This window comes from Cupriavidus sp. HY129, assembly GCF_059492215.1.
This window is the reverse complement of sequence record NZ_CP083255.1, coordinates 1,340,256-1,365,889: the sequence shown is the minus strand read 5'-3', so window position 1 is coordinate 1,365,889 and position 25,634 is coordinate 1,340,256. Positions and strand designations below refer to the sequence as shown.

19 protein-coding genes and 1 rRNA gene are annotated in these 25,634 nt (G+C 63.1%); 7 read left to right on the top strand and 13 right to left on the bottom strand.

Features of this window, described 5'->3' with window-relative positions; all coding sequences use genetic code 11:
• Positions 1 to 44 precede the first annotated feature (44 nt).
• Positions 45 to 1,576 (bottom strand): 16S ribosomal RNA (locus K6G35_RS22425).
• Between the two features lie 503 nt (positions 1,577 to 2,079).
• On the opposite strand from K6G35_RS22425, the gene K6G35_RS22420 reads away from it, so the two are divergent.
• Together K6G35_RS22420 and K6G35_RS22415 are read left to right on the top strand one after the other, a co-directional pair.
• Positions 2,080 to 3,672 carry a 3'-5' exonuclease family protein gene (locus K6G35_RS22420; protein ID WP_495677113.1) on the top strand — a complete coding sequence of 531 codons (1,593 nt, stop codon included), beginning with the start codon at positions 2,080 to 2,082 and terminating at the stop codon, positions 3,670 to 3,672.
• 112 nt (positions 3,673 to 3,784) lie between these two features.
• Complete coding sequence (locus tag K6G35_RS22415) at positions 3,785 to 4,213, top strand: hypothetical protein (protein ID WP_035884526.1); 429 nt, start codon at positions 3,785 to 3,787, stop codon at positions 4,211 to 4,213.
• Positions 4,214 to 4,266: 53 nt separating this feature from the next.
• On the opposite strand, the gene K6G35_RS22410 is transcribed toward K6G35_RS22415, so the two are convergent.
• From K6G35_RS22410 to K6G35_RS22385, 6 genes are all read right to left on the bottom strand, one after another.
• Positions 4,267 to 5,244 (bottom strand): Bug family tripartite tricarboxylate transporter substrate binding protein, encoded by a 978-nt coding sequence (locus K6G35_RS22410; protein ID WP_286880237.1) that lies wholly within the window; start codon positions 5,242 to 5,244, stop codon positions 4,267 to 4,269.
• Positions 5,241 to 6,557 carry a DUF1254 domain-containing protein gene (locus K6G35_RS22405; RefSeq protein WP_035884524.1) on the bottom strand — a complete coding sequence of 439 codons (1,317 nt, stop codon included), beginning with the start codon at positions 6,555 to 6,557 and terminating at the stop codon, positions 5,241 to 5,243. The genes K6G35_RS22410 and K6G35_RS22405 overlap by 4 nt, the downstream gene beginning before the upstream one ends.
• Positions 6,558 to 6,594: 37 nt before the next feature.
• Positions 6,595 to 7,908 (bottom strand): DUF1254 domain-containing protein, encoded by a 1,314-nt coding sequence (locus K6G35_RS22400; protein ID WP_495677112.1) that lies wholly within the window; start codon positions 7,906 to 7,908, stop codon positions 6,595 to 6,597.
• Between the two features lie 27 nt (positions 7,909 to 7,935).
• Positions 7,936 to 8,922, bottom strand: coding sequence for a Bug family tripartite tricarboxylate transporter substrate binding protein (locus K6G35_RS22395; protein WP_008648374.1), 987 nt, complete (start codon positions 8,920 to 8,922; stop codon positions 7,936 to 7,938).
• A 42-nt stretch (positions 8,923 to 8,964) separates the two neighbouring features.
• A complete protein-coding gene (locus K6G35_RS22390) occupies positions 8,965 to 11,076 on the bottom strand; it encodes an acetate--CoA ligase family protein (RefSeq protein WP_286880243.1) in 2,112 nt (703 codons plus the stop codon).
• Between the two features lie 82 nt (positions 11,077 to 11,158).
• Positions 11,159 to 11,965: an IclR family transcriptional regulator gene (locus tag K6G35_RS22385; protein ID WP_008647034.1), complete on the bottom strand. Its 807-nt coding sequence runs from the start codon at positions 11,963 to 11,965 to the stop codon at positions 11,159 to 11,161.
• Between the two features lie 164 nt (positions 11,966 to 12,129).
• Here K6G35_RS22385 and K6G35_RS22380 point away from each other — a divergent pair, with 164 nt between their 5' ends.
• The 3 genes from K6G35_RS22380 (at position 12,130) to K6G35_RS22370 (ending at position 14,770) form a co-directional block, all read left to right on the top strand.
• Entirely contained in the window at positions 12,130 to 12,807 is a 678-nt protein-coding gene (locus tag K6G35_RS22380) for a TetR/AcrR family transcriptional regulator (protein ID WP_495677111.1), read from the top strand.
• A gap of 113 nt (positions 12,808 to 12,920) precedes the next feature.
• Entirely contained in the window at positions 12,921 to 13,919 is a 999-nt protein-coding gene (locus K6G35_RS22375; protein WP_286880247.1) for a Bug family tripartite tricarboxylate transporter substrate binding protein, read from the top strand.
• 176 nt (positions 13,920 to 14,095) lie between these two features.
• Positions 14,096 to 14,770, top strand: coding sequence for a histidine phosphatase family protein (locus K6G35_RS22370; protein WP_186426035.1), 675 nt, complete (start codon positions 14,096 to 14,098; stop codon positions 14,768 to 14,770).
• A 27-nt stretch (positions 14,771 to 14,797) separates the two neighbouring features.
• Here K6G35_RS22370 and K6G35_RS22365 read toward each other — a convergent pair whose 3' ends face one another.
• The 3 genes from K6G35_RS22365 to K6G35_RS22355 form a co-directional block, all read right to left on the bottom strand.
• Positions 14,798 to 15,424, bottom strand: coding sequence for a LysE family translocator (locus K6G35_RS22365; protein WP_008647030.1), 627 nt, complete (start codon positions 15,422 to 15,424; stop codon positions 14,798 to 14,800).
• Positions 15,425 to 15,463: 39 nt separating this feature from the next.
• Positions 15,464 to 15,745: a DUF7696 family protein gene (locus K6G35_RS22360; protein ID WP_008647029.1), complete on the bottom strand. Its 282-nt coding sequence runs from the start codon at positions 15,743 to 15,745 to the stop codon at positions 15,464 to 15,466.
• A gap of 275 nt (positions 15,746 to 16,020) precedes the next feature.
• Entirely contained in the window at positions 16,021 to 16,341 is a 321-nt protein-coding gene (locus tag K6G35_RS22355) for a hypothetical protein (protein ID WP_035884518.1), read from the bottom strand.
• A 336-nt stretch (positions 16,342 to 16,677) separates the two neighbouring features.
• On the opposite strand from K6G35_RS22355, the gene K6G35_RS22350 reads away from it, so the two are divergent.
• Together K6G35_RS22350 and K6G35_RS22345 are read left to right on the top strand one after the other, a co-directional pair.
• Entirely contained in the window at positions 16,678 to 18,939 is a 2,262-nt protein-coding gene (locus K6G35_RS22350) for a mechanosensitive ion channel family protein (protein ID WP_495677110.1), read from the top strand.
• Between the two features lie 374 nt (positions 18,940 to 19,313).
• Positions 19,314 to 20,492: a helix-turn-helix transcriptional regulator gene (locus K6G35_RS22345; RefSeq protein WP_186426037.1), complete on the top strand. Its 1,179-nt coding sequence runs from the start codon at positions 19,314 to 19,316 to the stop codon at positions 20,490 to 20,492.
• A gap of 21 nt (positions 20,493 to 20,513) precedes the next feature.
• Here K6G35_RS22345 and K6G35_RS22340 read toward each other — a convergent pair whose 3' ends face one another.
• The 3 genes from K6G35_RS22340 to K6G35_RS22330 all read right to left on the bottom strand — a co-directional run bounded on the left by K6G35_RS22340 (position 20,514) and on the right by K6G35_RS22330 (position 25,380).
• Complete coding sequence (locus K6G35_RS22340) at positions 20,514 to 22,052, bottom strand: SpoVR family protein (RefSeq protein ID WP_008647022.1); 1,539 nt, start codon at positions 22,050 to 22,052, stop codon at positions 20,514 to 20,516.
• Between the two features lie 37 nt (positions 22,053 to 22,089).
• A complete protein-coding gene (locus K6G35_RS22335; RefSeq protein ID WP_017514448.1) occupies positions 22,090 to 23,361 on the bottom strand; it encodes a YeaH/YhbH family protein in 1,272 nt (423 codons plus the stop codon).
• Between the two features lie 96 nt (positions 23,362 to 23,457).
• Positions 23,458 to 25,380, bottom strand: a complete 1,923-nt coding sequence (locus tag K6G35_RS22330; protein WP_008647020.1) for a PrkA family serine protein kinase — start codon at positions 25,378 to 25,380, stop codon at positions 23,458 to 23,460.
• Positions 25,381 to 25,634 lie beyond the last annotated feature (254 nt).

Sequence of the window (25,634 nt, the reverse complement as noted above, 5' to 3'; positions counted from 1 at the left end):
AACCGATAAGTGTGAACGCTTGACTTGTGAACACAAGCCTCTAGAAAGGAGGTGATCCAGCCGCACCTTCCGATACGGCTACCTTGTTACGACTTCACCCCAGTCATGAACCCTGCCGTGGTAATCGCCCTCCTTGCGGTTAGGCTAACTACTTCTGGCAAAACCCACTCCCATGGTGTGACGGGCGGTGTGTACAAGACCCGGGAACGTATTCACCGCGGCATGCTGATCCGCGATTACTAGCGATTCCAGCTTCACGTAGTCGAGTTGCAGACTACGATCCGGACTACGATGCGTTTTCTGGGATTAGCTCCCCCTCGCGGGTTGGCAACCCTCTGTACGCACCATTGTATGACGTGTGAAGCCCTACCCATAAGGGCCATGAGGACTTGACGTCATCCCCACCTTCCTCCGGTTTGTCACCGGCAGTCTCTCTAGAGTGCTCTTGCGTAGCAACTAGAGACAAGGGTTGCGCTCGTTGCGGGACTTAACCCAACATCTCACGACACGAGCTGACGACAGCCATGCAGCACCTGTGTCCACTTTCCCTTTCGGGCACCTAATGCATCTCTGCTTCGTTAGTGGCATGTCAAGGGTAGGTAAGGTTTTTCGCGTTGCATCGAATTAATCCACATCATCCACCGCTTGTGCGGGTCCCCGTCAATTCCTTTGAGTTTTAATCTTGCGACCGTACTCCCCAGGCGGTCAACTTCACGCGTTAGCTACGTTACTGAGAAAATGAATCCCCAACAACTAGTTGACATCGTTTAGGGCGTGGACTACCAGGGTATCTAATCCTGTTTGCTCCCCACGCTTTCGTGCATGAGCGTCAGTCACGTCCCAGGGGGCTGCCTTCGCCATCGGTATTCCTCCACATCTCTACGCATTTCACTGCTACACGTGGAATTCTACCCCCCTCTGACGCACTCTAGCCTTGCAGTCACAAGCGCAATTCCCAGGTTAAGCCCGGGGATTTCACGCCTGTCTTACAAAACCGCCTGCGCACGCTTTACGCCCAGTAATTCCGATTAACGCTCGCACCCTACGTATTACCGCGGCTGCTGGCACGTAGTTAGCCGGTGCTTATTCTTCCGGTACCGTCATCCACGCCAGGTATTAACCAGCGCGATTTCTTTCCGGACAAAAGTGCTTTACAACCCGAAGGCCTTCTTCACACACGCGGCATTGCTGGATCAGGGTTGCCCCCATTGTCCAAAATTCCCCACTGCTGCCTCCCGTAGGAGTCTGGGCCGTGTCTCAGTCCCAGTGTGGCTGATCGTCCTCTCAGACCAGCTACTGATCGTCGCCTTGGTGGGCCTTTACCCCACCAACTAGCTAATCAGACATCGGCCGCTCCTGCTGCGTGAGGCCTTGCGGTCCCCCACTTTCACCCTCAGGTCGTATGCGGTATTAGCTAATCTTTCGACTAGTTATCCCCCACAACAGGGTACGTTCCGATGTATTACTCACCCGTTCGCCACTCGCCGCCAGACCGAAGTCCGCGCTGCCGTTCGACTTGCATGTGTAAGGCATGCCGCCAGCGTTCAATCTGAGCCAGGATCAAACTCTTCAGTTCAATCTCTGTGTGGTGCCGAAGCACCTCGCTCTTTCGAGCGGTCGCTCACTCTCAGAAAACTGACTGGCCAGGCTCCGAAGAACCCAACCAACATGTTTTACTGTGCGAGCACTGATAACTTTTGAAGCATCACAGCGACCGAAGTCACCGTGGCGTTCGCCATCAAGCGCCCACACTTATCGGTTGTTTGATTGTTAAAGAACCTCAGCGCCCGGCTTTGCCGGTTCGCTGTCGCTGCCTCGCTGACGTTGCCGTCATTTCGTTGCAGCGGAGAAACGAGATTATGCAGAGCATTCAGCGTTTCGTCAACAGTTTTTGCAGAACTTTTTTCTGCCGGTCAGCGCTGCATTCCTTCGCAACCCCAACCCACTGCCGCCCCACAACCCTTGTCGCTGCTGCGTTTGCAGTGCGTTTCGTGTTGCGAGGGGGCGAATATTAGATGACCCCACTGCGGAAGGCAAGGGGTTTCGTAAAAGAATTTACCTATCTATTAGAATCGCCGCATGACCCTCCAAGAACCGCCCACCTACCTTCCAGAGAAGTTGACCAGCCGCGAGCCCGGTATGCTCGATGCGCAGGCGCTTGCTGCCGCGCTTGCACGGCCTATTGTATTTGTCGATCTGGAAACAACCGGGGCGGACGCGCAGCGAGACCGCATCACCGAAATCGGCGTGGTCGAAGTCGGCCCCGACGGCATTCAGGAATGGGACACGCTGGTCGATCCCCTGACCAGCATCCCACCGTTCGTACAGGGACTGACCGGCATCACCGACGATATGGTCCGCGGCCAGCCCACCTTTGCATTGATTGCCGAAGCCCTGGCCGAGAAGCTGCAAGGTCGCCTGTTCGTCGCCCACAATGCGCGCTTCGACTATGGGTTCCTGAAGAACGAGTTCCGCCGCGCTGGCGTGACCTTCCGTGCGGACGTACTTTGCACGCTTCGTCTGTCCCGGTCGCTCTTTCCGTCCGTCGAGCGCCATGGCCTGGATGCCCTGATCGCCCGCTTCGGCCTGACGCCGAAGGGTCGGCACCGCGCGCTAGCCGATGCCGAGCTGCTGTGGCAGTTCTGGCAGAAGATTCACGAGATCTATTCGGTCGACCTGGTCGAATCCGCCGTGACGTCGCTGGTCAAGCACGCCAGCCTGCCAGCGGGCCTGGAAGAAACTGCATTGGACGATGTACCGGATCGCCCGGGCGTCTATCTCTTCTATGGCGACGACGACGTGCTGCTTTACGTCGGCAAGAGCATCCATCTGCGCCAGCGCATTCGCGCCCACTTCGCCGGGGATCACAGCAACGCCAGGGAGATGCGGCTGGCCCGCTCCGTGCGCCGCGTCGAGTGGCGCGAGACCGGAGGAGAAATCGGCGCCCTGCTGAGCGAGGCGCATCTGGTCAAGACACTGCGGCCGCTGCACAACCACCTGCTGCGCCAGAACACCGAGCTATTCTCGTGGGAGATGCTCGACGGGCTGCCTGCACCGCGCCTGCGTTCGGATCGTCACGTCGACTTCAGTCGACACGCCGCACTATATGGTGCATTTCCGAGCCGGGCCGCCGCGCAAGCGCGCCTGCGATCGCTGGCGGATGAACACCAGCTTTGCCTGGCGACACTGATGCTCGAAGGCACCACCCGCCGGGGCAGCCCTTGTTTCGCGCGGCAGTTGCACCGATGCGCGGGCGCCTGCACCGGGGATGAATCCCAGATCGCCCATCGGGAACGCACCGTGGAAGCAATGGCTTCCATGGCCATCCAGCGCTGGCCGTTTGCAGGAGCAATTGCCTGGCGTGAAGCTTTCGGCGATTGCTTCCCCTGGCACATCATCGAAGACTGGTGCTACCTGGGCTCGGCCCCCACGCTCGAGGACGCCGCCCGGCAGCTGGCCGCGCCGGCCCGCTTCGACATCGACACCTACCAGATCCTGGCCCCGCGCATCGAAGAACTGAAGGCCAGCGCCGTACCCCTGGTATCTACACGCGAGTTCGTGCTGACGCCTCCGGTCCTCCCGGAACCCAGAGCGGCCCGCGTGCCTCGCACGGCGGGAAAGCGCATGGCAAACGCCTCGGAGCACAGTCAGACGCCGGGGCTCTTCAGCTAAAACAGCCAAACGGGCTGGCGAACGGTGCGGCAGCACGCATAAATGCACTGGCAGCCGGCGCCTGGCTCGCCTAGTCTCCGAGGGAAGGACTGCCGCCCCTGATGGAGTCGCCATGCCTGCACCATCCCGACGTTCCCCTGCCCGCGCCGGCATGATCGCCGCTGCCGCGATCGCGCTGACCACTGCCTGCGCCAATCTGGAGGCGGGCACCATGCAACGGATCTTCGATTCCTGGAAAGGGGCGCCGGTCGAGCAAGCCAAGGCGCAGTGGGGGCCGCCGCAGACCGTACAGGCCGCGCCGGACGGCACGGCCTATGTCTGGACCGATGAAATGCCCACCGCCCGCCCACCGGGCAGCGGTCCCCGCGACGCGCAGCTCGAGCCGCCCCCCACGGTCGCGTATTGCCAGCGCAAGCTCATCGCCGGGGCGGATGGCAAGATCAGCCGTGGCGAGTGGAGCGGGAGTGCCTGTTGTGCCCAGACTCTGATAGGTCAGTGTGCAGGACTGGCAAGGAAGCCCTCCGCTACGAGCAACAGCTGACCGGCCGTCAACGCATCAGAGCACCATCTGGATGCCAGTAGGCGCCACCCGCCTCACTCGAGCACGAGCCCCCGCGTGCGCACCAGCGTGCCCCACTTCTTCACCTCGCTATCAATAAATGCGGCGAAATCGGCGCTGCTACCCGGTTCGGGTTGCAGGCCGAGCGCGAGGAGCTTCTGCCTGACCTGCGCGTCACTCAATGCCTGACTGGCATCCTGATTGAGTTGTCGCACGATGGGCGCGGGCGTGCCTGCCGGCGCGACGATGCCGAACCAGCCGTAGCCAACCACGCCCGGCACGCCCTGCTCCGCGAAGGTGGGCGCATCCTGATAGACCGGCGTGCGCTGTTCCGCCGCCACCGCGATCACGCGCAGCTTGCCCGCCTGGATAAAGGGCAGCGCCGTGGTGATGGCGGTCAGCGTTGCATCGACGCGCCCGGCCAGCAGTTCGGTATAGGCCGTCGCATCGCCCCGGTAGTGCACGTTCACCACCTTGAACCCGGCTTGCGATGCGAACAGTTCCGCCGTCAGGTGCGGCCCCGAGCCGATACCCGGCGATGCGAAGTTCACCCCGTCGGGCTTCTGTTTCGCCACCTTTACAAAATCCGCCACGGTCTTCACCGGCGAGTTCGCGTTGACGATCAGGAAAACCGGCCCTAGCACGCGCGGGCCCACGGCAACGAAATCCTTGTGGATATCGAAACGTTGCGACAAGCCTGCGCCGGTATTGATCGCGAACGGTGCGGCCGCCCACAGCAGCGTGTAGCCATCCGCCGCCGCGTGGGCCACGGATTCGCTCGCCACGCGCGTGCCGGCGCCCGGCTTGTTCTCGACCACCACCTGCTGGCCATACTTGCGGCTCAATACCTCGGCCAGGATTCGCGCCGACGTATCGTTCGATCCGCCCGGCCCGTAGGGCGACACAAAACGCACCGCCTTGCTCGGATAGGCGTTCCCGAAGGCTGACGGCACCAGACCCGCCAGCGCCATCGCGCCGAGCAGGCGCCGGCGAGTCAATTGCGAAGGGTTCATGCTGGCACCTCCATGCGCTGGATGGCGGGGTAGCGATAGGTTCGGTTCAGGTGCGAGGGCTGCGGCACGTACAACCGCAGCGCGACGTAGAACGGTCCGGCCGGCGCGGGCAGCCAGTTGCCCCGCAGCGCTTCATCACGCGGTGGCATTGCGGAAAGGTAGAGGCTCAGGCTGCCGTCCGCGCCACGGGTCAGCGATGGCGAGCGATCGCCCAGCGAGTACCGGGAGATGTCATTCGGCACCAGCATGCAATCGCCTTTGTCGTACATCGTCAGGGACCAGAATGCGCCGACATCGGGCAGATTGTCGGCGGCGAAATCGAGCCGGTACGCATGACGGCCGTCGAGCGGTTCGCCGTCGCCACCACGGTCGGCCATGACATACATGGCCTCCTGCACGCCCAACGCGCCGATGTAGTTCCTGGCCACCAGTGCCCGCTGCAGGTAATTGCTACCGAAGGACTCACGCACATCCACCGACATTGCCCAACCGCCGCCCATGTCCGACGGCTGCGGCTCGGCAAGATCCGCCAGCACGCCACGCAGGGCGGCGTCGAGCAGGTCGATCTGCTGTGGCGTCGGCACAATGCCATGGCCAATGCCAACCTCTGCAAAGGCTGCGATCTCGGCGGCCTCCGCACCCAGCGGCGGGTTTTCTCCCACCACGCGATTCACCACCTCGGCAAAGCGTCGCGCGTCGCCCAGATGCTCCTCGGGTTGCATCGCAACGTCGAATGCGAACGCCGCCAGCGAGCCGTCCAGTTGCCGCAGCGCGATGGCATCCTGCAGCGCGTGCACCACGGGCAGGTCGGCTTCGCCGTCCACGAGCAGACGGCCGATCATCCAGACCGCGTTCGTCGGGCATGCCACAGCCTGCATCCCCGCCGGTACCGTGCCGTGCCAGTCCGGCCCGTGCAACAGGAAACGACCCGCACTTGGGCCAGTCGTGCGGCTGCCGATATAGCCAAACGGATTTGTATAGAAATCGAGCAGCCCCAACACGTAGTAGCGCCCGTTGAAGTCCGGCACTTCCAGCACCACCGGGCCGCGCGACAAATCGATCCATGCATTGGTGTAGAGCGTGTCGTTGTTCGGCGTCACCACTTGTCGGTGCTGCGGGCCAAGCAACTGGCGGGGGCGAATCACGTGGTTGACCCAGCGTAGCGTCGATTCGGGCCCGTCTCCGGCGAACCTTCCAGTGTGATCGCGTCGCGGGCAGGTGGCGGCGCGCATGCGTGCCATCTCGTAGAGCGGCAGCGTGTGGATCACGGCATCGCGCGCGCGTTGCTGTGCGGTGTTCTCTTGCTGTGTCATGTCTCGTTGTCTCCTGTCGTTCTAATAATGTCCTTGCTCAGCCTACGCGGCGCACGGCAGGAATCGTGTACTGCCCGGCCCGGAACGCTTCGGAAGGATGGTAGAGGCGCAGGATCAGATAGAAGTGGCTCGACGGGGCGGGCAGCCAGTTGGCGTCTTCCGCCGGTCGGGCATGGCCGATGGGGATCACCAGCGTGCCGTCCGGCTCCTTGCGCAGCCCAGGCGTGCGATCGCCCACGGCGTAGCGCCCCAGTTCATTGGCCGTGAAGAACCGGTCCTCGCCATAGAGCGAGACAGACCAGAATGCATCGGCCGGCGGCAGCATGCCAGGCGGGAAGCGCAGTTCGTATGCCTGGTTGCCGTGTAGCCGTTCGCCATCGGCATCAAAATCGGCCATGGCGTACACCGCTTCATCGGCGCGCAAGGCGCCCAGCCCTTTCATCGCCGTGCAGGCGCGCAGCAGCCAGTCATCGCCATACGTACCCAGTCGCAGGCTGTAGCCCCACGCCTTGTGCCCCTGGCTGCGGGTATGCGCTTCGATCAGCACCATGGCTTGCGCGTACGCGCTGCGCAGGCCGTTGACGATCGATGGGCGCATCGAGCCAATGTCCAGATCATCCTCGAGGTGCAGCCCGACCTTGCGCAGCAACGTGAACAGCCCCAGTTCCTGCTGCGTGGGCGGGAAATCACGCATGGCGCGGTAGAGATTCTGGAAGAAGTCGATGGCTTCGTCGTCGCTCTCCTGCCACTGGGCCACGCTCGGCGGCTGCGCCGGGCCCGCGCTCTTCACCATCTGGAAGCCCTGTTCGAACGCATAGGCACGCGCGAGGTCATCGGCGCCGGTCACGAGGACCCGCCCGATGATCCAGACGAGCGATGTCGGCGACTCCACCGTCTGTCCGCCGCTGCCGCGCTGGCCGGGGCCGACGATCTCGATATCGGCGCCCTCCTTGGGTACGTTGCGCGGCCCAAGGTTGGCGAAGTTGTTCGTGTGCGCATCCAGCAGTTCGATCACGTAGTAGCGGTCCGCGTCCGGCAATGCGGGCACGCGAATCGTTGCCGGACCATCTGCCAGGTTCAGCCAGCCGCAGAAGTACAGCAGGTCATTGGCCGGTGTGACGATGTCCCTGTCCTCGTGGGTCCATTGCCGTGCGCTGGCGGAGAGCATGTTCATCGGGGCGCGGCCATAGCGCGTGGGCGCATCGACAGAAGTCTGCAGGCGGCAGGTGCGCAGCGTTTCGATCAGCGGATAGCCATAGATCACCAGCGGCAACGCCGCGGCGGCAACCATGGCCTCCTGCGGGCTGGTGTGGACGGGCGCGGGGAACATCGGGGAAGCAGGATGGTTCATGGGGTTCTCACGGTTGAACGTTCTGGATCATTCGAGCGCGGCGCCACTCGACTTCACAAGTGCTGCCCAGGTGCGGGTGTCTTCGCGCATCTGGTTGGTGAACTGCGCGCGGGAAACCGGCGCGTAGCGCATGCCGAGGCTGGCGATCTGCGCCTGCAGCCCGCTGTCCTGCATGGCTTCCTGCATTGCGCGGTCGAGCTGTTCGACAATCGGCGCCGGCGTGCGGGACGGCGCGAACAACGCGAACCAGCTGTCGAGCCGAAACCCGACGCCGCTCTCGGCAAACGTAGGTACATCGGGCAATGCCACCGAGCGCTCCGACCCAGACACGGCCAGCGCCCGCACCTTGCCGCTGCGGATCAGCGGCAAGGTGCCCGCCAGGTCCGACATCGCCACGGGCAGCGTCCCGCCCATGACATCGGTCAGCATCGGCGCCACGCCCTTGTACGGGATATGGCGCAGATGGATGCCAGCGGACACGTTCAGGCTTTCACCCGCCAGATGGCCACCGGAACCCTGCCCCCAGGACCCGTAGGTCAGATCGGCGTTAGGCTGCTTCGCCATGGCGATCAGCGCGCGCAGGTCATGGGCAGGGAAGCTCGGATTCGCCACCAGCACGTTGCCGCCAATCGCGATACGGCCGATCGGCACGAAATCGCGCAACGGGTCATACGGCAGCTTGGGGAAGATCGACGGCGCAATGGCGTGCGTGGCGGAAATCCCGAGCACGAGCGTGTAACCGTCCGGTGCGGCGCGTGCCACTTGGGCCGTGCCGATCGTGCCCGTGGCGCCCACCACGTTCTCCACCACGACCGTGGTCTTGAGCGTGTTGGACAATCGCGCCGCCAGCATCCGGCCGATCACATCAGTGCCGCCACCCGCGGGGAATGGCACCACGAGCCGGATGGGCCTGTCGGGATAGGCGCGTGCAGCATTGGCGGCGCCGGTCGTCATGCACACGCCCGTTAGCACCAGCGTCATGCCGAGCAGCGCCCTGCGAAGCTTCGATCGCATAACCTGTCTCCTGTATTTGTTATGAGTGGTTGTCTGTGTCGATCAGCGCAGCGTAATCACCGCATCGGCTGCAACCAGCCCGTCCGCGCTCACGATGAACGGATTGATTTCCAGTGTGTCCAGCCGCTCGCCGATGGCATCCGCGGCACGCGACACGTTCACGATGACATCGGCCACCGCATCGAGATCGAGCGGCGGATGCCCCCGATGGCCGGCGCACAACGCGGCGGCGCGACTCTGCGTCAGCATGGCCCGCGCGCGTTCGCGTGAAACGGGTGCCAGTCCGAAGGACATCTGGCGGAAGATCTCGACGGCCGTGCCGCCGATACCGGCCAGCGCAACCAGCCCGAACACCGGGTCGCGCCGCACGCCAACCATGATTTCGCCCCAGCCGCGCACCATGCGGGCAACCAGCGCGCCATCGAACCTTGCCGTGCCGGCAGCGCGACGGACGCGCTCGAACGCGGCACGCACCGCGTCGGCGTCAGACAGGTTGAGCACCACCCCGCCCACATCGCTCTTGTGCAAGATGTCGGGCGAGCAAAGCTTCACCACTACCGGATAGCCGATCGCCTCCGCCACACGTACCGCTTCGTCGGCATCGCGAGCCAGACCGTGCGGTGCCACGGGAACGCCAGCCTGCAACAACAGTGCCATCGCGTCGGCTTCAGACAGCGCCTTTGCGTCGGCTGGCAGGTCGGGCACGGACGGCAGCTGCGCCGGGGCGGCCGGGGATTGCGCGGATTCGGTCATCGCGGCAGCCTTGGCAAGCGCGGCCACAGCCTCGATGGTGTGCGCCGGCTCGCGGAACACCAGGCAGCCGCGCGCCTCGAGCCATGCACGCTTGTCATCGGAGATCACGCCGGCAATCATCAGCGGCGCGGCTTGCGGATCGTTCGCCAGATCATCAACGGTTTGTTCCAGCAAGCTCCACACCCTCGGCGCGTTCCCGCCACCGGCCAGGAATGCCGCCACGCTGCCATATGCGCCGCTGCGCGCCACACCTGCCAGCGCGTCAGCAAGCACTTTTGGCTGCGCGACGACTTGTCCGGTCACGTCGATTGGATTCGAGGTGCTGGCAAACGGCACAGCCTCGCGCAGCGCCGCGGCCGCGGCATCGGGCATCGGTGGCAGGGGCAGCCCTTGCGACTCGGCGCTATCCGCCATCATGATGCCGACACCACCGGAAACGGTCACGATCGCCACCGGCGCCACGGCGTCCGCCGCCATGCCCGTGGGCGAATGCCAGCGTGCCGGCCGCCTGCCTCGCGCCAGCGTGTAGCCAAGCCGGAAAAATGCTTCCAGGGTATGCGCGCGATGCACGCCGTATTCGTCAAACACGGCCTGGTACACGGCGTCCTCGCCGGCCAGGCTGGCCGTATGCGATTGCGCGGCGCTGGCGCCGGCGGCCGTGGTGCCGACCTTGGCGATCACCACCGGCTTGCCCGCCGCGCGGGCCGCCGCCAGTGCCTGACGCAGGCGCATCCCGTCGCGCGCACCCTCGATATAGGCCAGGATCACCTGCGTCTGCGGATCGTGCGCGAGCCATTCAATGACGTCGGCCACCTGCAGTCCCGCCTCGTTACCCGTGGTGACCCAGTGGCTCAAACCCAAACCCGCCTCGCGCGCCAGCGCGAATGCGTAGGCACCGAACGCACCGCTCTGGCTGACAAGCCCCACGCCGCCAACTGGCGGCACGCCTGTCAGTGGAATCGGCGAGAACGTGGCGAACATGCGCTCGCCAAGGTTCATCGCGCCCAGGCAGTTCGGCCCGAGGAGTTGCACCCCATGCGTCCTAGCCTGCGTAGCCAGCGCGTGCTGCAACCCGCTGCCGTTGGCGACCTCGGCAAAGCCCGAAGTGAAGACCACCGCGGCACGCGTTCCCGCGCGGCCGAGCTGCGCCATCACGTCGGGCGCGGCCGGCGCCGGGACGGCGACGATCGCCAGGTCCACCGGCTCGCCAATGGCTTCGACGGTCGGAAACGCGCGCAGGCCCTGCACGGTGTCGGCCCCGGGGTTCACCGGGAACACGCGGCCGGCGTAGCCGAGTTCGCCCAACAGGCGAATCGGCATGCCGCCGACTTTCTCTGGTTGCGTCGACGCGCCGATCACCGCGATCGAGCGCGGGCGCAGCAAGGGTTGCAGATCCTGCATGTTGTCTCCATTGATGACGCGCGCGATACGTGCCGCGACGCGTTCAGCCTGGCGGGAAGGTCCGGTCCCACCTACCGGCGGCCTAGCGTCCCACGCCAGCCATGTTTTCTATTGATCGCACCATCTCGCGCAGCAACGGCGCCACGCGCTTCTCCATCGAGCCCCGCTTGACGCGCATCCCTGGGATGGCGCAGTTGAACAGCAGCGGCCGATTCATGTACACCACGCGCGAATACACCCCCACGCCATGTACATCCGCTCCCGCATCACCTTCGTTGAGCGTGAATCCGCGCTTCGGATAGTGGGCGATGCAGTGGCACAAGGTGTCGTAACAGGCGGCGTACTCCTCGGGCCGCTCTGCACGCGCCGTGGTCATCAGTTTCTCGAATTCGGTCTTCGACAGCGTGCACAGGTACGCGCGCCCCATCGCGGTCGTCAGCACCGACCGCACCGCGCCAATCGCTGGCCGTGCCGGCGTGCCTTCCATGTGCGTGCACGATTCCAGGTAAGTCACGTCGAGCTGGTAGGCCACGCCCATCGACACCGCGCCTTCGACCTGATTGGCCAGCGCCTGCATCAGCGGTCGCGCCAGGTGGCGGACCTGCAGGCCGGCCATGTAGGGATAGCCCAGCGCCAGCACCTGGGCGCTGACGAAGTACTTGTCCAGCTTCGGTTCCCAGTCGAGGTAGCCGAGTTCGAACAACGTGCGGCAGATGCGCGATACCGTGGCCCGCGGCAACTGCAGCCGCTGCGCCAGCTCTCCGTTGCCCAATGGGCGAGGGTCGTCGATAAAGCAGCGAAGCAGCGCGAAACCCTTGGCCAGCAGCCCGCCGAACGAAGGGTCTTCGCGCCGGCGCTCTGCAATGAATTGTTCGACTGGCGTGTTCATTTGCATCTTGTCTCCTGTTTTCCAGTGTGGTCGGCGACCTCGTTGTATGTCAAAGAGCGGAATGAATTTCCAAATATTGGAAATCGTAATCCCTATCTTGACGGTGCGTGTTAGCGGCACATAAGGTTCAAAACCGAATACGAATTCGAATACGGAAATCTGCCATGCAAAGCCCCATCGCAAGTGCATCGCCCGCCTCTTCCCCCTTCCCGAGGGTAGACACGACGTCGATCCTGCAACCGCCGCGACAGCGCCGCGCGCGCGAGACCGAGCAGGCCTTGCTTGCCGCCGGCCGCAAGCTGCTGGCGGAACGTGACTTCGCAGCGGTATCGGTCGCGCAGATCGCGGCGGCCTGCCAGGTTTCCGTCGGGGCGTTCTACGGGCGCTTTCGCGACAAGATGGCGTTCTTCGACGCGCTGCGCACGCTGGTGATGGAAGAGTCAGACGCCTCGGTGGCCCGCTACATGGCCGAGCATCGCTGGGGCGAAGTACCGGCGCGGCAGATCGTCGAGAAGACCATGCGCTTCCTGGTCAATGGCTGCCACAACAATCGCGGCGTGATTCGCGCGTCGCTCAAGCATTCGTCCACGCGCCCGGAAGAATGGCTGCCGCACCAGAAGAACGGCGAGGAAATCGTCGAACGGCTGGTGGCGCTGCTTACCCCCCGGCTGCCGGGTCCGGCCGAAGCCAACGAAGTCCGCGTGCGTTTCGCCATGCAGATGGTGTTCGGCATGCTCGTCAATGCCGTGCTCAACAATCCGGGCCCGCTTCGGCTCGACGACGAGCGCCTGTCCGGCGAGATGACGCGCATGGTCGCCTGCTATCTCGGGCCGGAAAGCTGACAAGCCAGCCCCCAGGATTTTTCCCTCGCTTCACCCAATCCACCGCCCGCATCAGCCGCAACCATAGCGGTATGTCCCGACAGGGACCGGGCATCAAAACGAGGAGACACACCATGAAGCAAACCATTCCGCCACGACGACGGTGGATCATGCACGCTGCATGCGCCGCGGCGGCGCTGCTGCCGCTGGCTGCGTTCGCGCAGGGGGACTATCCGTCCAAGCCTATCCGGATGATCGTGCCGTATCCGGCCGGCGGATTGACTGACACAGTGGCCCGGCAATTGGCCGAAGGCCTTGGCAAGCGCCTCGGGCAGCCGGTGGTGGTCGAAAACCGGGGTGGCGCGGGCGGCATCATCGGCACGGACTTTGTCGCCAAGTCGCCGGCTGACGGCTACACCCTGCTGATGACGATTCCGGGTCCGATCACGGCCAATATCGCGCTGTACAAGAAGCTCCCATACGACCCGCGCACCGAACTGCGGCCCATCTCCGATGTGGCCATGGCCCGCACGGTGCTGGCCGTCAATTCGGCCGTGCCGGTGAAGACCGTGACCGAGCTGATTGCCTACGCGAAGAAGGAACCGGGCAAGCTGCGCATGGGCTCCTGGGGTCCGGGCACGCAACCGCACACGATCCAGGCGTACATGGACAAGACCTACGGGGTCGATATCCTGCACGTTCCCTATCGCGGCGAAGGGCCGATGGTGACCGACCTGCTCGCCGGACAGGTCAACCTGACGATCGGATCCGTGACCACGCTGCGCCAGTACATTGCGGTCGGCAAGCTCCGACCGCTGGCCGTGGCGGGCACCACCCGCGCGAAGGCATTGCCGGATGTGCCGACGTTCACGGAGGCCGGCTACAGCGATGCCGCCTACAAGATCGTTGGCCCGACTACGCTGCTGGCGCCGGCAAAGACGCCGGATGCGATCATCGAACGGCTGGGCCGCGAGGTCAGCGCGCTGGTGAAGTCACCAGAACTGAGCGCGAAGATCGACGAGATGGGCGCGGAACCGATCGGCAATACCCCGGCCGAAGCCGAGCGCGCGTACAAGGCCTATCTGCCAGTGGTGCTCAAACTGACGGCGGATACCGGTGTGACGCTCGACTGACCTGATCTGACCAGACCTGACTGCCGGCATTGTGCCGGCAGCGCAGCGAAATCTGGCGAAATGCAGCAAAAAGATGGCCGACATGAATTTCGGCGAGGCTTGCTAGGCTCGCCAGCCGGCCCCATCTAGAATCGCTGCAACGCAGACTCTTTCGGGCGCGTCGCCGCCCGCACTTCATGGCAACGCTATTTCTGGTCCGCCACGGACAAGCCTCGTTCGGGGCCGCCAACTACGACTGCCTGTCCGATACGGGCCGCCAGCAGTCACGCTGGCTGGGCGAATATTTTCGCGACCGCGGTGTGCAGTTTCGCCGCGTGGTGGCTGGCACACTCGTGCGCCAGCAGGACACGGCCAGCGAGATCCTGGCCGGCATGGGCGTCAGCGACTTGCCTGTGGCATCGCACCCAGGCCTGAATGAGTACGACGGCGAATCGCTGTACCGCAGCTTCACCAAGGGCGCGGATCATCGAGCCCATCAGAATGGGGACTACCAGGATTACTGGCGCACGTTCCGCGCCGCATTCGCGGCCTGGACGCAGGATCAGTTGACCGGCATGCCTGAAACCTGGGGCGAGTTTGGACAGCGAATGCAGGCCGCTCTCGCCCATGCGACCGAAGGCGCCTCGCGGGAGGACGCATTGCTGGTGGTCAGTTCGGGCGGCGCCATTGGCCGTGCGGTGGCCGACCTGCTCGGCGCGCCGACGCAGACCGCCATCGAACTGAACCTGCAGTTCCGCAACACCGGCTTCTGCGAGTTGATCGTCGGACGCGGCACGCAGCGCCTGCTGAGCTTCAACAACGTGCCGCACCTGGAACTGCCGGAGCGGCGCCCCGCGATCACCTTCGCGTGAGCACCGGCCCCGGACGGGGCCGATCCCTTACCGCTGAGACAGCGCCAGCCTGCCGGCGAGCGCCAGGAACACGCTCCCGGCGAACCAGTTCACCGCGCGTTGCATCCGCGCGGAGCGCATCAGCACGCGGCCGAACGCGCCCGAGAACCAGGCGATCGAGCCGAAGACCAGCAGCGTGGCAAGGATGAACACGAAGCCAAGCACCATGATCTGAGGGGCCACCGGGCCCCGATCCGGGCTGACGAACTGCGGCAGGAATGCCAGGAAGAAGATCACGACCTTGGGGTTGGTCAGGTTCATGATCACCCCACGCAGGTACATGTGCTTGCCGGTCTTCACCTGCATCTGGGAAGAAGAAAGTTCGCCCACGGGAGCGCGGAACGCCTGCCACGCCAGATAGACGAGATACAGCGCGCCGGCGATCTTCAACACGGTGAACGCCACCGCCGATGCCGCCAGCAACGCGGCCAGGCCCACCGCCACCACCGCCGTGTGAACCAGCAGTCCCGTGCAAAGCCCCAACACCACGGTCAGGCCGGCGCGCGTGCCATGCATCGCTGACAGCAACAACACGAAGATATTGTCAGGTCCCGGCGCAAGACTGAGCAGGACGGCGATGCCGAGAAACGGCAACAGCGTATCGAGGGGTGGCATGAACGGCTCCGGAAGATGGAGCGGCCATGGTAACGATGTTCAGACCAGCTCTGCAATTGCCGCCGCGCGGATCGCCTCGGCCTTGGTCTTCAGGCGCAGCGCGATGTCGGCGCCACGCTCATTGGCCACGCGATTGATAAACGCCATGCGAAGCGGCTCGCAGAGCGTGGCGACATGCGACGCTTCGCAGAAGACCTTCCATGCCATCGGCTGGCCCACGTACTCGTCGCGGCGGCGCAGCATGGCGGCGTCGATGGCCGCGGCAATGGCGGCATCGTGCACGATCACGGCATCGGCTTGAGCAAAGGTATTCTGGAACATGGCGATCTCCTGTTTGACATCGGGACGCTGTGTTTGAAGCGCGTCTGCATTCTCCTTTCTGCAAACCACGTGCCAATCTCCAGCCCGATCAGGTAGATGCGAACCCGCGTTTCAATCGCCCCGTCTGAATCCCGCGCCAAATGGACGTTCCGGGTTTCGCCACCCTACTTCAGTCGGGCGGTCGATGCCCCTCCCGTGATCCCCGTCTGGCCGCTGCCCCAATGAAAAAGGCGTTACGGGTTACGTAACGCCTCGTTCGGAACGCGTGACACCGGTCATGCGCGAGCGCCGTCCAGGTACGGGTCGAATGACCGGGCCGGCTCCGCCGACACACCGGCCTTGTCCAGCCCTGCCACCTTGCGGGCGCCATCGGTGAATGCGTCGAACTTCCCAGCGCGGGCGCCATCGGTGAATGTGTCGTGCGTGCGGAATTCGTAGCCATACTTGTCGGCGGGCACCCGGGTCCCCGCAGTCTCTCCGGTGCGGAACTCATAGCCATACTTGTCGGCGGGTACCGTGCCTGCCTGGGCTGCGCCAAGGGCTGCAAGCGAAAGCACGAGGGTGGAAGCGAGCTTGAGGGCGATGGTCCGGGTCATGATTCTCTCCAAATATGTGAATTTGTTTAGCTGTTTTGAATCCTGCTGAACGTTCGATTTTTTGTTTGCCGCGCCGTCCATGTGCTGAACTATAGAATTCGATGCCAAGGCTGATGCAGTCAGATTCCGGACGAATTGATCAAATATTTTGAATAAAAAGCGGACACCACGCGATGCGCCCGACACCCCACTCGCACGCGTGCTTCGCGTGCCGATGCGCTACAGTGACGCGCATACAGGTGCTCCTATCGCGGCAATCCCCCTGCCACGCCCCAACCGTCCATGCAGCGCTCACGACTACGCGTTCCAGTTTTCACTTGGCTTGCCGGCATCCTGATGGCGATGTTCCTGGCCGGTGCCGCGCAAAGCGCCGGACTGTCGCTCGCCGCAGTGGCGCAGAAGGCCAACGCCCAACCCGCTTCGGCACCCCCCGCCAGCGCGCCTCTGGCGCAATCGCTCGATCAGGTCATCAATACCTTGCAGAACGAGGGCGAACGACAGGCTTTGGTGAAGCAATTGCAGGCAGTGCGTACTGGCCTCGATGCATCGGCGGCAGAGGCGGCGGCGGGAGCGTCGGCCGCTGGCGCCAGCGCACCCTCCCCCGGTCTGATCGGCGCCGTTGCGCAGGCCATTCAGGAAATGGACAACGCGCCACACAAAAATAGCGGTGCAGTGCATTACTGGAAGTGGCGAATGGAGTTCGCCCGCGAAGAACTGCACGATGCCCTGACGATCAAGAACACCCGCAAGGCCATCGTCTCCTGGACCGAATTCGGCACCGTGTTTGCCGGGTGGGCCATTACCGGGTGGCTGCTGCGGGAACTGGCACGGCGACTGCGCCAGAACCGGTTGCGGCGGCCCAGAGACCATCAACTCCCGCGGGTACCTTCCTGGATCGATGTCAGCCTGTACTTCGTGCGCGGCATCGGACCGTGGATCGTCGCATTCGGCCTGACGGTGCTGCTCGCCTATCAGGTGTTCGGTCGCACGCCCGCCAGTGTGGGCGCCGTTCTGGTGGCCTACGCGATCGTGGCCGGCGCCGTGATGTCGGCGGTCTGCCAGGTCATCTTCACGCTGTTCCAGTCCGCGCATCGCGCGCACGCCGTGCGTGACCTGATTACCCATTCACCGATCCTGCTGTTCATCACCGGCTCACTGGCCGCACTGGGAGAGGTCAACAGCGATCCGCGTGTGATCGCCGCGCTTGGCCTCAACCTGGCGGCGTTGATCAGCACGCTGTCCAATATCCTCGCCGCGATCCTGATTGGCGTGTTTGCCGTGCGGTTTCGCCGCGCCATCGGCCAGTTGATCTCATTTCGACCGTTTGCGGTTCGGCAGGAATACCCCGCGATGATGGATCTGCTGCGCCTGGCGGGTGATGCGTGGTATCTGCCCGTGCTCGCCGTGGTCGCGGCATCGGTCATCGGCACGATCATGGCCACCGGCCATGCCGACGAATTCCTGCGGCGCGCGGTCATCACGGTGGCATTGTTCGTGACCGCCACGCTGTTGACGCTCGTGGTGGGCCGATCACCCAAGGCAACTGTGCGCGCTCCGCGCCTGCGCGATCGGCGGCGCTCCGCGTACGTCCAGCGCTTTGGCCGCTTTGGCGCGGCGCTGATCCGCGTGGTGATCTGGATCACATTCCTGGAACTCAACGCGCGTATCTGGCAGACCTCGCTGATACGAATTGCCCAATCGACCGCCGCCGGCCGTCACATCACCGAGTCGCTGCTCGGGGTGGTCGGCGTGGTGCTGCTGGCATGGCTGGCCTGGCTGCTGATCGACACGGCCATCACCCAGACGCTTTCCCCCACGCACGGCCGCGCCGCGCAGCCCAGCCTGCGCGCCAAGACCATCCTGCCCCTCGTGCGTAATGCGTCATTCGTGAGCGTGCTCGTGGTAGCGATGATCGCGGTGCTGGCCAACCTTGGCGTCAACGTCACGCCGTTGCTCGCCGGCGCAGGGGTGGTCGGGCTGGCCATCGGCTTCGGTGCGCAAACGCTGGTGCAGGATTTGATCACCGGTTTGTTCATCGTCGTCGAGGATACGATCGCCATCGGCGATTCGATCGAGTTGCCGGACCATGTCGGCGTAGTCGAGGCCATGACGATCCGGACCGTGCGACTGCGCGACGGCAAGGGCGCCGTGCACACGCTGCCATACAGCCAGATCAAGGCCGTCAAGAACCTGTCGCGCGGCTATGCCTTCGCCGTCTTCAACATCTCGATTGCCTATCAGAGCGACTTCGAGCGGGCATTGGAACTCGTGCGCGAAACCGGCGCCGAGGTGGCGCGCGACCATCGCTACAGCCGCAATTTGCTGTCCGGTCTGGACATCCTGGGGCTCGACCGCTTCGACCCCACCGGTCAGGTCGTTCTGGCCCAGTTCAAGACACGGCCGCTCACCCAGTACGAAATCACGCGGGCCTTCAACGTCCGGCTCAAGCGCAACTTCGACGCCAACGGCATTCGACTGGCCGTACCGTTCGTGACGGTGCAGGTGGATGGCGGCGGCACTGAGGAAGAGATCGCGACAGCCGCCGCGGCTGGCGCAGGCGCCGATCTCGTCACCCGAAAAGCTGGCAAGCCGGCCTGACGGCGCTGCCAATGTGAGCATAGGGGCGCGCCCGCATAGGGGTGTCTCATTTGTGCAATGGCACTCCAATACATTTGACCGGAAAATTTTGAAATACGGTGGTCACGGCATTACTATCTCGCGAGCTTCCATGATGCCTGCGTGAAGGTTCGCGCACCTTGTGCAGAAACCCTGAAACGCAGGCGCGGCGCGGGACTCTCCCCTCCCAAGGCGGGATGTTCCAGCCTCGCGGTTATGCATGATCATGGTGAAATGGCAGTACGGCGATATGCATCAGGGTCATCGCCGGAAGTTGCATACAAAGACATAAAAGGACCGCGCCTCGACGCAGCGGACTTGAGGAAACAGGCGTTTGCCACCGGGGGAAAATCAATATGGGCGAACACCCGTCTACCGACGACGTATTCCATCGTCTGGTCGATTGCATCTATGAGTCCGCCATGGACGTCGCGGCCATGCCTGCCGCCCTGGATCTCTTTTCCCGCTACACCGGCACCGGCAGCCCAAGCTATCTGATATGGGACAAGCTCGCGGCGCGCGCGCGCCTCGGCGTGACCCCGCACGGCTGCTTCACGAGCGCAGGCAGCATGCCTGACAATATGCGTGCCCTGCCCGCGCACCTGACACCCGCAGGCGCGACATGGGCATGCGCCACGATGTCCGTCGATGGCGCCACTGCCATGCTGGCCGAGCCAGAACCAGCGGCAGCCACCTCCATTTATGACTGCAGCGGCCTCGCGCAAGGCATCCGACTGTTCGACACCAGCGACGTGTGCGTGCTGATGAGCGCCACTCCGGCATCGTGCGACGCACTCGCGCATTGCCAGCAACGCGTGGCCCAGGTCATGCCCCACTGGGCGCGGGCGGCCCGCATGCAGCATCGCAATTTCGAACTGAGTGGCCTGGCATCGCTGGGCCTGGCCAGCCTCGACACGCTCGACTTCGGCGTCATGGTTCTGCAAGCCGACATGCGGGTGCGCTACGCCAATAGCTGGGCCGAAGCACTGGTCCAGGCGGACACCAATCTAGCCCTCGACAACGGCGTGCTGCGCGCCCGCGCGGAATCGATGCAATCAGTACTGGCGGGGCTGCTTGAGTCCGCAGTGCATGGCGGCCGCAATGGCACAGCCGCTGGCTCGTGGATGCACATCACATCGGGCGGGCAACCGGTGCCCATCATCGTCATGCCACTGGTATCGCGCCAACCGGTGGAAGGCCCGTGGCAACTGCCGATGGCGATGATGTTGCTGGGCAACTCCGAGTCCCGATCCGTGCTCGACGCGGGCGTGCTGACCTCGTTGTTCGGTCTGTCGCGCAAGGAAAGCATCATCGCCATTCGCCTGGCCGCGGGCGAAACGCTCACGGAGATCGCTGAACGCGAGTTCCTTTCGCCGCACACCGTGCGGGTGCATATCCGGGATACGCTGCGCAAGACCGGCACGCATCGCCAGTCGGAACTGGTGCGATTGCTGCACCTGCTGCCGGGTGTCGATCTGGAACGCGCAGGGGTGTCCTCGACGGCCCGGCCGCGCGATACGCGCCGGAGGCGCTAAGCCTCCGGGCGCTTTCGTCTTTCAGGCAGCGCGACGCTGGGGTTGATGGCGGCGTTCAGGCTTGCACTCGTACTTGAGTTCGCGCCGTCCATCCTCGTAGGCCACTTCGAGCCTCACCGTGAAGCCCCATAGCCGCGTCACGTGTCGCACCACCTCGTCGAAATTCTGCGCCAGCGGCCTGCGGTCATTCTGCAGGTGACGCAGCGTGAGAGAGCGGTCTCCACCAACATCCACATTCGTCACCTGGATGTTCGGCTCCATGTTCGACAGGTCGTACTGATTGGCCAGCAGATGGCGAATCTCGCGATAGCCTTCGTCGTCGTGGATGGCCGTCACGCGCAACTTGCCTTCGCGGTCGTCGTCGAGCACCGAGAACAGCTTGAGTTCGCGGATCACGCGCGGCGACAGGAACTGCAGCAGGAAACTCTCGTCCTTGAAGTTGCGCATGGCGAAGTCGAGCGTCTGGCGCCAGTCGCTGCCCGCTATCTCGGGCGCCCAGCGTCGGTCTTCCTCGGTCGGGTTCTCGCACATGCGGCGGATGTCCTGGAACATCAGGAAACCCAGGGTGTACGGGTTCAGGCCGCTGTAATACTGGCTGTGGTACGGCGGCTGATAGATGACGTTGGTATGCGCCTGCAACAGCTCGAGCATGAACGCGTCATTAACGAGCTTTTCCTCATAGAGCTGATGGATGATGGTGTAGTGCCAGAACGTGGCCCAGCCTTCGTTCATGACCTTGGTCTGGCGCTGAGGATAGAAATACTGCGCGATCTTGCGCACGATGCGCACGATTTCACGCTGCCACGGCTGCAGCTTTGGCGCGTTCTTCTCGATGAAGTAAAGCAGGTTCTCCTGCGGCTCCGGCGGGAAGGTCACCTCCAGCTCGAGTGCCTCTTCTTCCTGCCGCAGCGCGTGCGGACGATGCTTGGGCAGCGTGCGCCACAAGTCGTTGACCTGCATCTGCAGGTAGCTCTCGCGTTCGGCCTGACGGGCCTGCTCCTCGGTGATCGACAGCTTCTTGGGCCGCTTGTAACGGTCCACGCCGTAGTTCTGCAGCGCGTGGCAGGAATCCAGCAGCAACTCCACTTCCTGCTCGCCATAACGCTGCTCGCATTCCGCCACGTAGTTCTTGGCGAACAGCAGGTAGTCGATGATGGCGTCCGCGTTGGTCCAGGTGCGGAACAGGTAGTTGCCCTTGAAAAACGAATTGTGGCCATAGCAGGCGTGCGCGATGGTCAGCGCCTGCATCGGCATCGTGTTCTCCTCCATCAGGTACGCGATGCATGGATTGGAGTTGATCACGATTTCGTAGGCCAGCCCCATGTACCCGCGCTGGTATCCGCGTTCCGAGGCCAGGAAGTGCTTGCCGTACGACCAATGGTTGTAGCCGACCGGCAGACCTGACGATGCATAGGCATCCAGCATCTGCTCGGCGGTGATGATCTCGATCTGGTTCGGGTAGGTGTCGAGGCCGAAATCTCCGGCAATGCGGGCGATCTCGCGGTCGTAGCGCTGGATGAGCTCGAAAGTCCACTCCGAGCCCGTCGATAGATAGGCCATAGGCTTCCCCAGTATTCCCGGCGACGTTACCGGTCAGCTACCTGCCGGGCCACGCGGCCCGCTTCTGAAAGAGGTCGTGCAACACAGGATAGATCTCGTCAGCACCGATGATCCGCTGCATCGCGAAGTGCTCGAACTCGCCCTTCACCGTGAGGTACTCCTCCCAGAGATTCTGCGGTTCTTCCGAAGCCACCTCCACGTAGGCGTAATACTGCACAAGCGGCAGGATCGACTCGCGCAACAGGCGCCCGCAAAGCTCCGAATCGCCGGCCCAGTTGTCACCATCGGACGCCTGGGCGCAGTAGATGTTCCATTGGCTCGGCGGATAGCGATCGTGAATCACCTCGACCATCAGCTTGAGCGCGCTCGAGACCACGGTACCACCGGACTCGCGCGAATGGAAGAAGTCCTCCTCGTCGACTTCCTTGGCCACCGTGTGATGGCGGATGAACACCACGTCGATGCGCTCGTAGTTCCGTTTAAGGAACAAGTAGAGCAGCATGAAGAAGCGCTTGGCCAGATCCTTGCGGCTTTCATCCATCGAACCCGACACGTCCATCAGACAGAACATCACCGCCTGCGCCTGCGGACGCTTCTTGAGCACGCGGTTGTTGTAGCGTAGATCCAGCTTCTCGATGAACGGCACTCGATCCACCTGGGCGCGCAGATGGCGCATCTTCTCCATCAGCGCCTCGGCCTTCTCGGAGTACGGATCCTTCTCGACTTCGTCGTTGTATTCGAGCTCGAGTTCGCGCAGGCGCTTGAGATAGGGGCTCGACAAGGCAATGCGCCTCCCGAGCGAGCTGCGCATCGTGCGCAGGATCGAAAGATTCGATGGTGTGCCGTCGATCGAGAAGCCTGCGCGCACCTTGCGCACTTCGGCGATCTTGGCGAGGTGACGCTTGGCCAGGTCTGGCAGCGCCATGTCCTCGAAGAAGAAGTTCAGGAAATCCTCGCGCGACAGCGTGAAGACGAAGTCGTCCTCGCCCTCGCCACTATCGCTGGCACGAGACCCACCACCACCGCCACCCTGTTGCTGGCGGTCGAAGCTGTCGCCCCTGACGAACTTCTTGTTGCCCGGGTGAATCCACTCGCGCCGGCCGCCCTGGCCGTGATGAAAAATCGGCTCGGAGATGTCCTTGACCGGAATGGACACCTGCCCGCTCTGTTCGATGTCCATGATCTTCCGACCGGACACCGCCTTCGCCACCGCTTGCCTGATCTGCTCGCGGTAGCGTTTGATGAAGCGTTGCTGATTGACGGCGCTCTTGTTGCCGCCGTTCTCCCGCCGATCGATGACCGTAGCCATAAGCCGCTCGCCCGTCTTGTTGAGACGCCAAACCAGAGCGTCAGGATCGGGAGCCGCCCAGGTGTCTCGGCGGCTCCGGGGACCGCGTCCGGTGGACTACGACGACTTCCTGACGCGCAGATACCACTCCACCAAAAGTCGAACCTGCTTGGGTGTATATCCTTTCTCGACCATGCGGTTGATGAAGTTTTCGTGCTTGTCCTGATCTTCCCGCGACGATTTGGCATTGAACGAGATCACCGGCAGCAGATCCTCGGTAGTGGAGAACATGCGCTTTTCGATCACCATCCGCAGCTTTTCATAGCTGGTCCAGACCGGGTTCTTGCCACCATTGTTGGCACGCGCCCGCAGCACGAAGTTGACGATCTCGTTACGGAAGTCCTTCGGGTTCGAGATACCCGCCGGTTTTTCCACCTTCTCGAGTTCGTCGTTCAGTGCGTTGCGATCCAGGATCTCGCCGGTATTGGGGTCGCGATACTCCTGGTCCTGTATCCACAGATCGGCGAACACCACGTAGCGATCGAAGATGTTCTGCCCGTACTCGGAATACGACTCCAGGTAAGCGGTCTGGATCTCCTTGCCGATGAACTCCACGTACGGCGTGGTCAGATACTCCTTGATATACGACATCAACTTGGCTTCCTGCTCCGGCGGGAACTGCTCGCGCTCGATCTGCTGTTCGAGCACATAGAGCAGATGCACCGGATTGGCAGCCACTTCGGTGTTGTCGAAGTTGAACACCTTGGAAAGCACCTTGAACGCGAAACGCGTGGATAACCCGTTCATGCCTTCGTCGATGCCGGCATAGTCGCGATACTCCTGGTACGACTTGGCCTTCGGATCCACGTCCTTGAGGCTTTCGCCGTCGTAGACGCGCATCTTCGAGAAGATGTTCGAGTTCTCCGGTTCCTTGATCCGCGTGAGCACCGCGAACTGCGCCATCATCTTCAGCGTGTTCGGCGAGCACGGCGCGGCCGAGAGCGAACTGCTGCGCAGCAGCTTGTCGTAGATCTTTACCTCATCGGAAACACGCAGGCAGTACGGCACCTTGACGATATAGATCCGGTCCAGGAAGGCTTCGTTATTCTTGTCGGCCTTGAAGGTGGTCCATTCCGCTTCGTTCGAGTGCGCGAGGATGACGCCATCGAACGGAATCGCGCCGAAGCCCTCGGTACCCTTGTAGTTGCCTTCCTGCGTTGCGGTCAGCAACGGGTGCAGCACCTTGATCGGCGCCTTGAACATTTCCACGAACTCGAGCAGACCGCGGTTGGCCAGGCAAAGGCCACCGGAATACGAATAGGCATCCGGGTCATCCTGCGGAAAATCCTCGAGCTTGCGGATATCGACCTTGCCCACCAGCGACGAAATGTCCTGGTTGTTTTCATCGCCCGGCTCGGTCTTGGAAATCGCGATCTGCGCCAGCACCGACGGACGCAGCTTCACCACGCGGAACTTGGTGATGTCGCCATTGAATTCGTTTAGTCGTTTGACTGCCCACGGCGACGGAATGGTATTCAGGTAGCGGACCGGAATGCCATAGTCTTCCTCCATGATCTTGCCGTCCTCATCGGCTGAAAACAGCCCGAGCGGCGATTCATGGATCGGTGAGCCCTTGAGCGCGTAGATGGGTATCTCCTCCATCAGCGCCTTGAGTTTCTCGGCGAGCGACGACTTGCCGCCTCCGGGTGGCCCGAGCAGATACAGGATCTGCTTGCGTTCTTCCAGGCCCTGCGCTGCGTGCTTGAAGAACGAGACGATCTGTTCGATCGTGTCCTCCATGCCATAGAAGTCGCGGAACGCCGGGTAGACCCGTATGACCTTGTTGAAAAAAAGCCGGGACAGACGCGGATCGTGGTGGGTGTCCACCAGCTCGGGCTGTCCGATTGCGGAGAGCATTCGCTCGGCAGCAGTCGCGTAGGCAGTAGGATCCTTCTTGCAGATCTCCAGGTATTCCTGGATGCTGTATTCCTCTTCCTTGCGTGCCTCGAAGCGTGTGGCGTAGTGGCCAAAAATGTCCATACCTCACTCCCGTCTGAGAAACACTCCGAGGCGAAGGCAGTGCTGCTCCCCCCGAAAGATTTCGCGGCAATCTTGCCTTCCACCACCCCGGCATGGCGGAGCTGCCATGTTGCGAAATCTTTACTTCATCATAGTCAAATAACGGCGAACGTGGACCGCGAGTTGACGATAGATATCGTCTGTCCGGTGATGGCGTTGTACGTCATCGTCATGCTCACTATTACCGGACACCTCGTCGTCCTATTCCGCAGCGA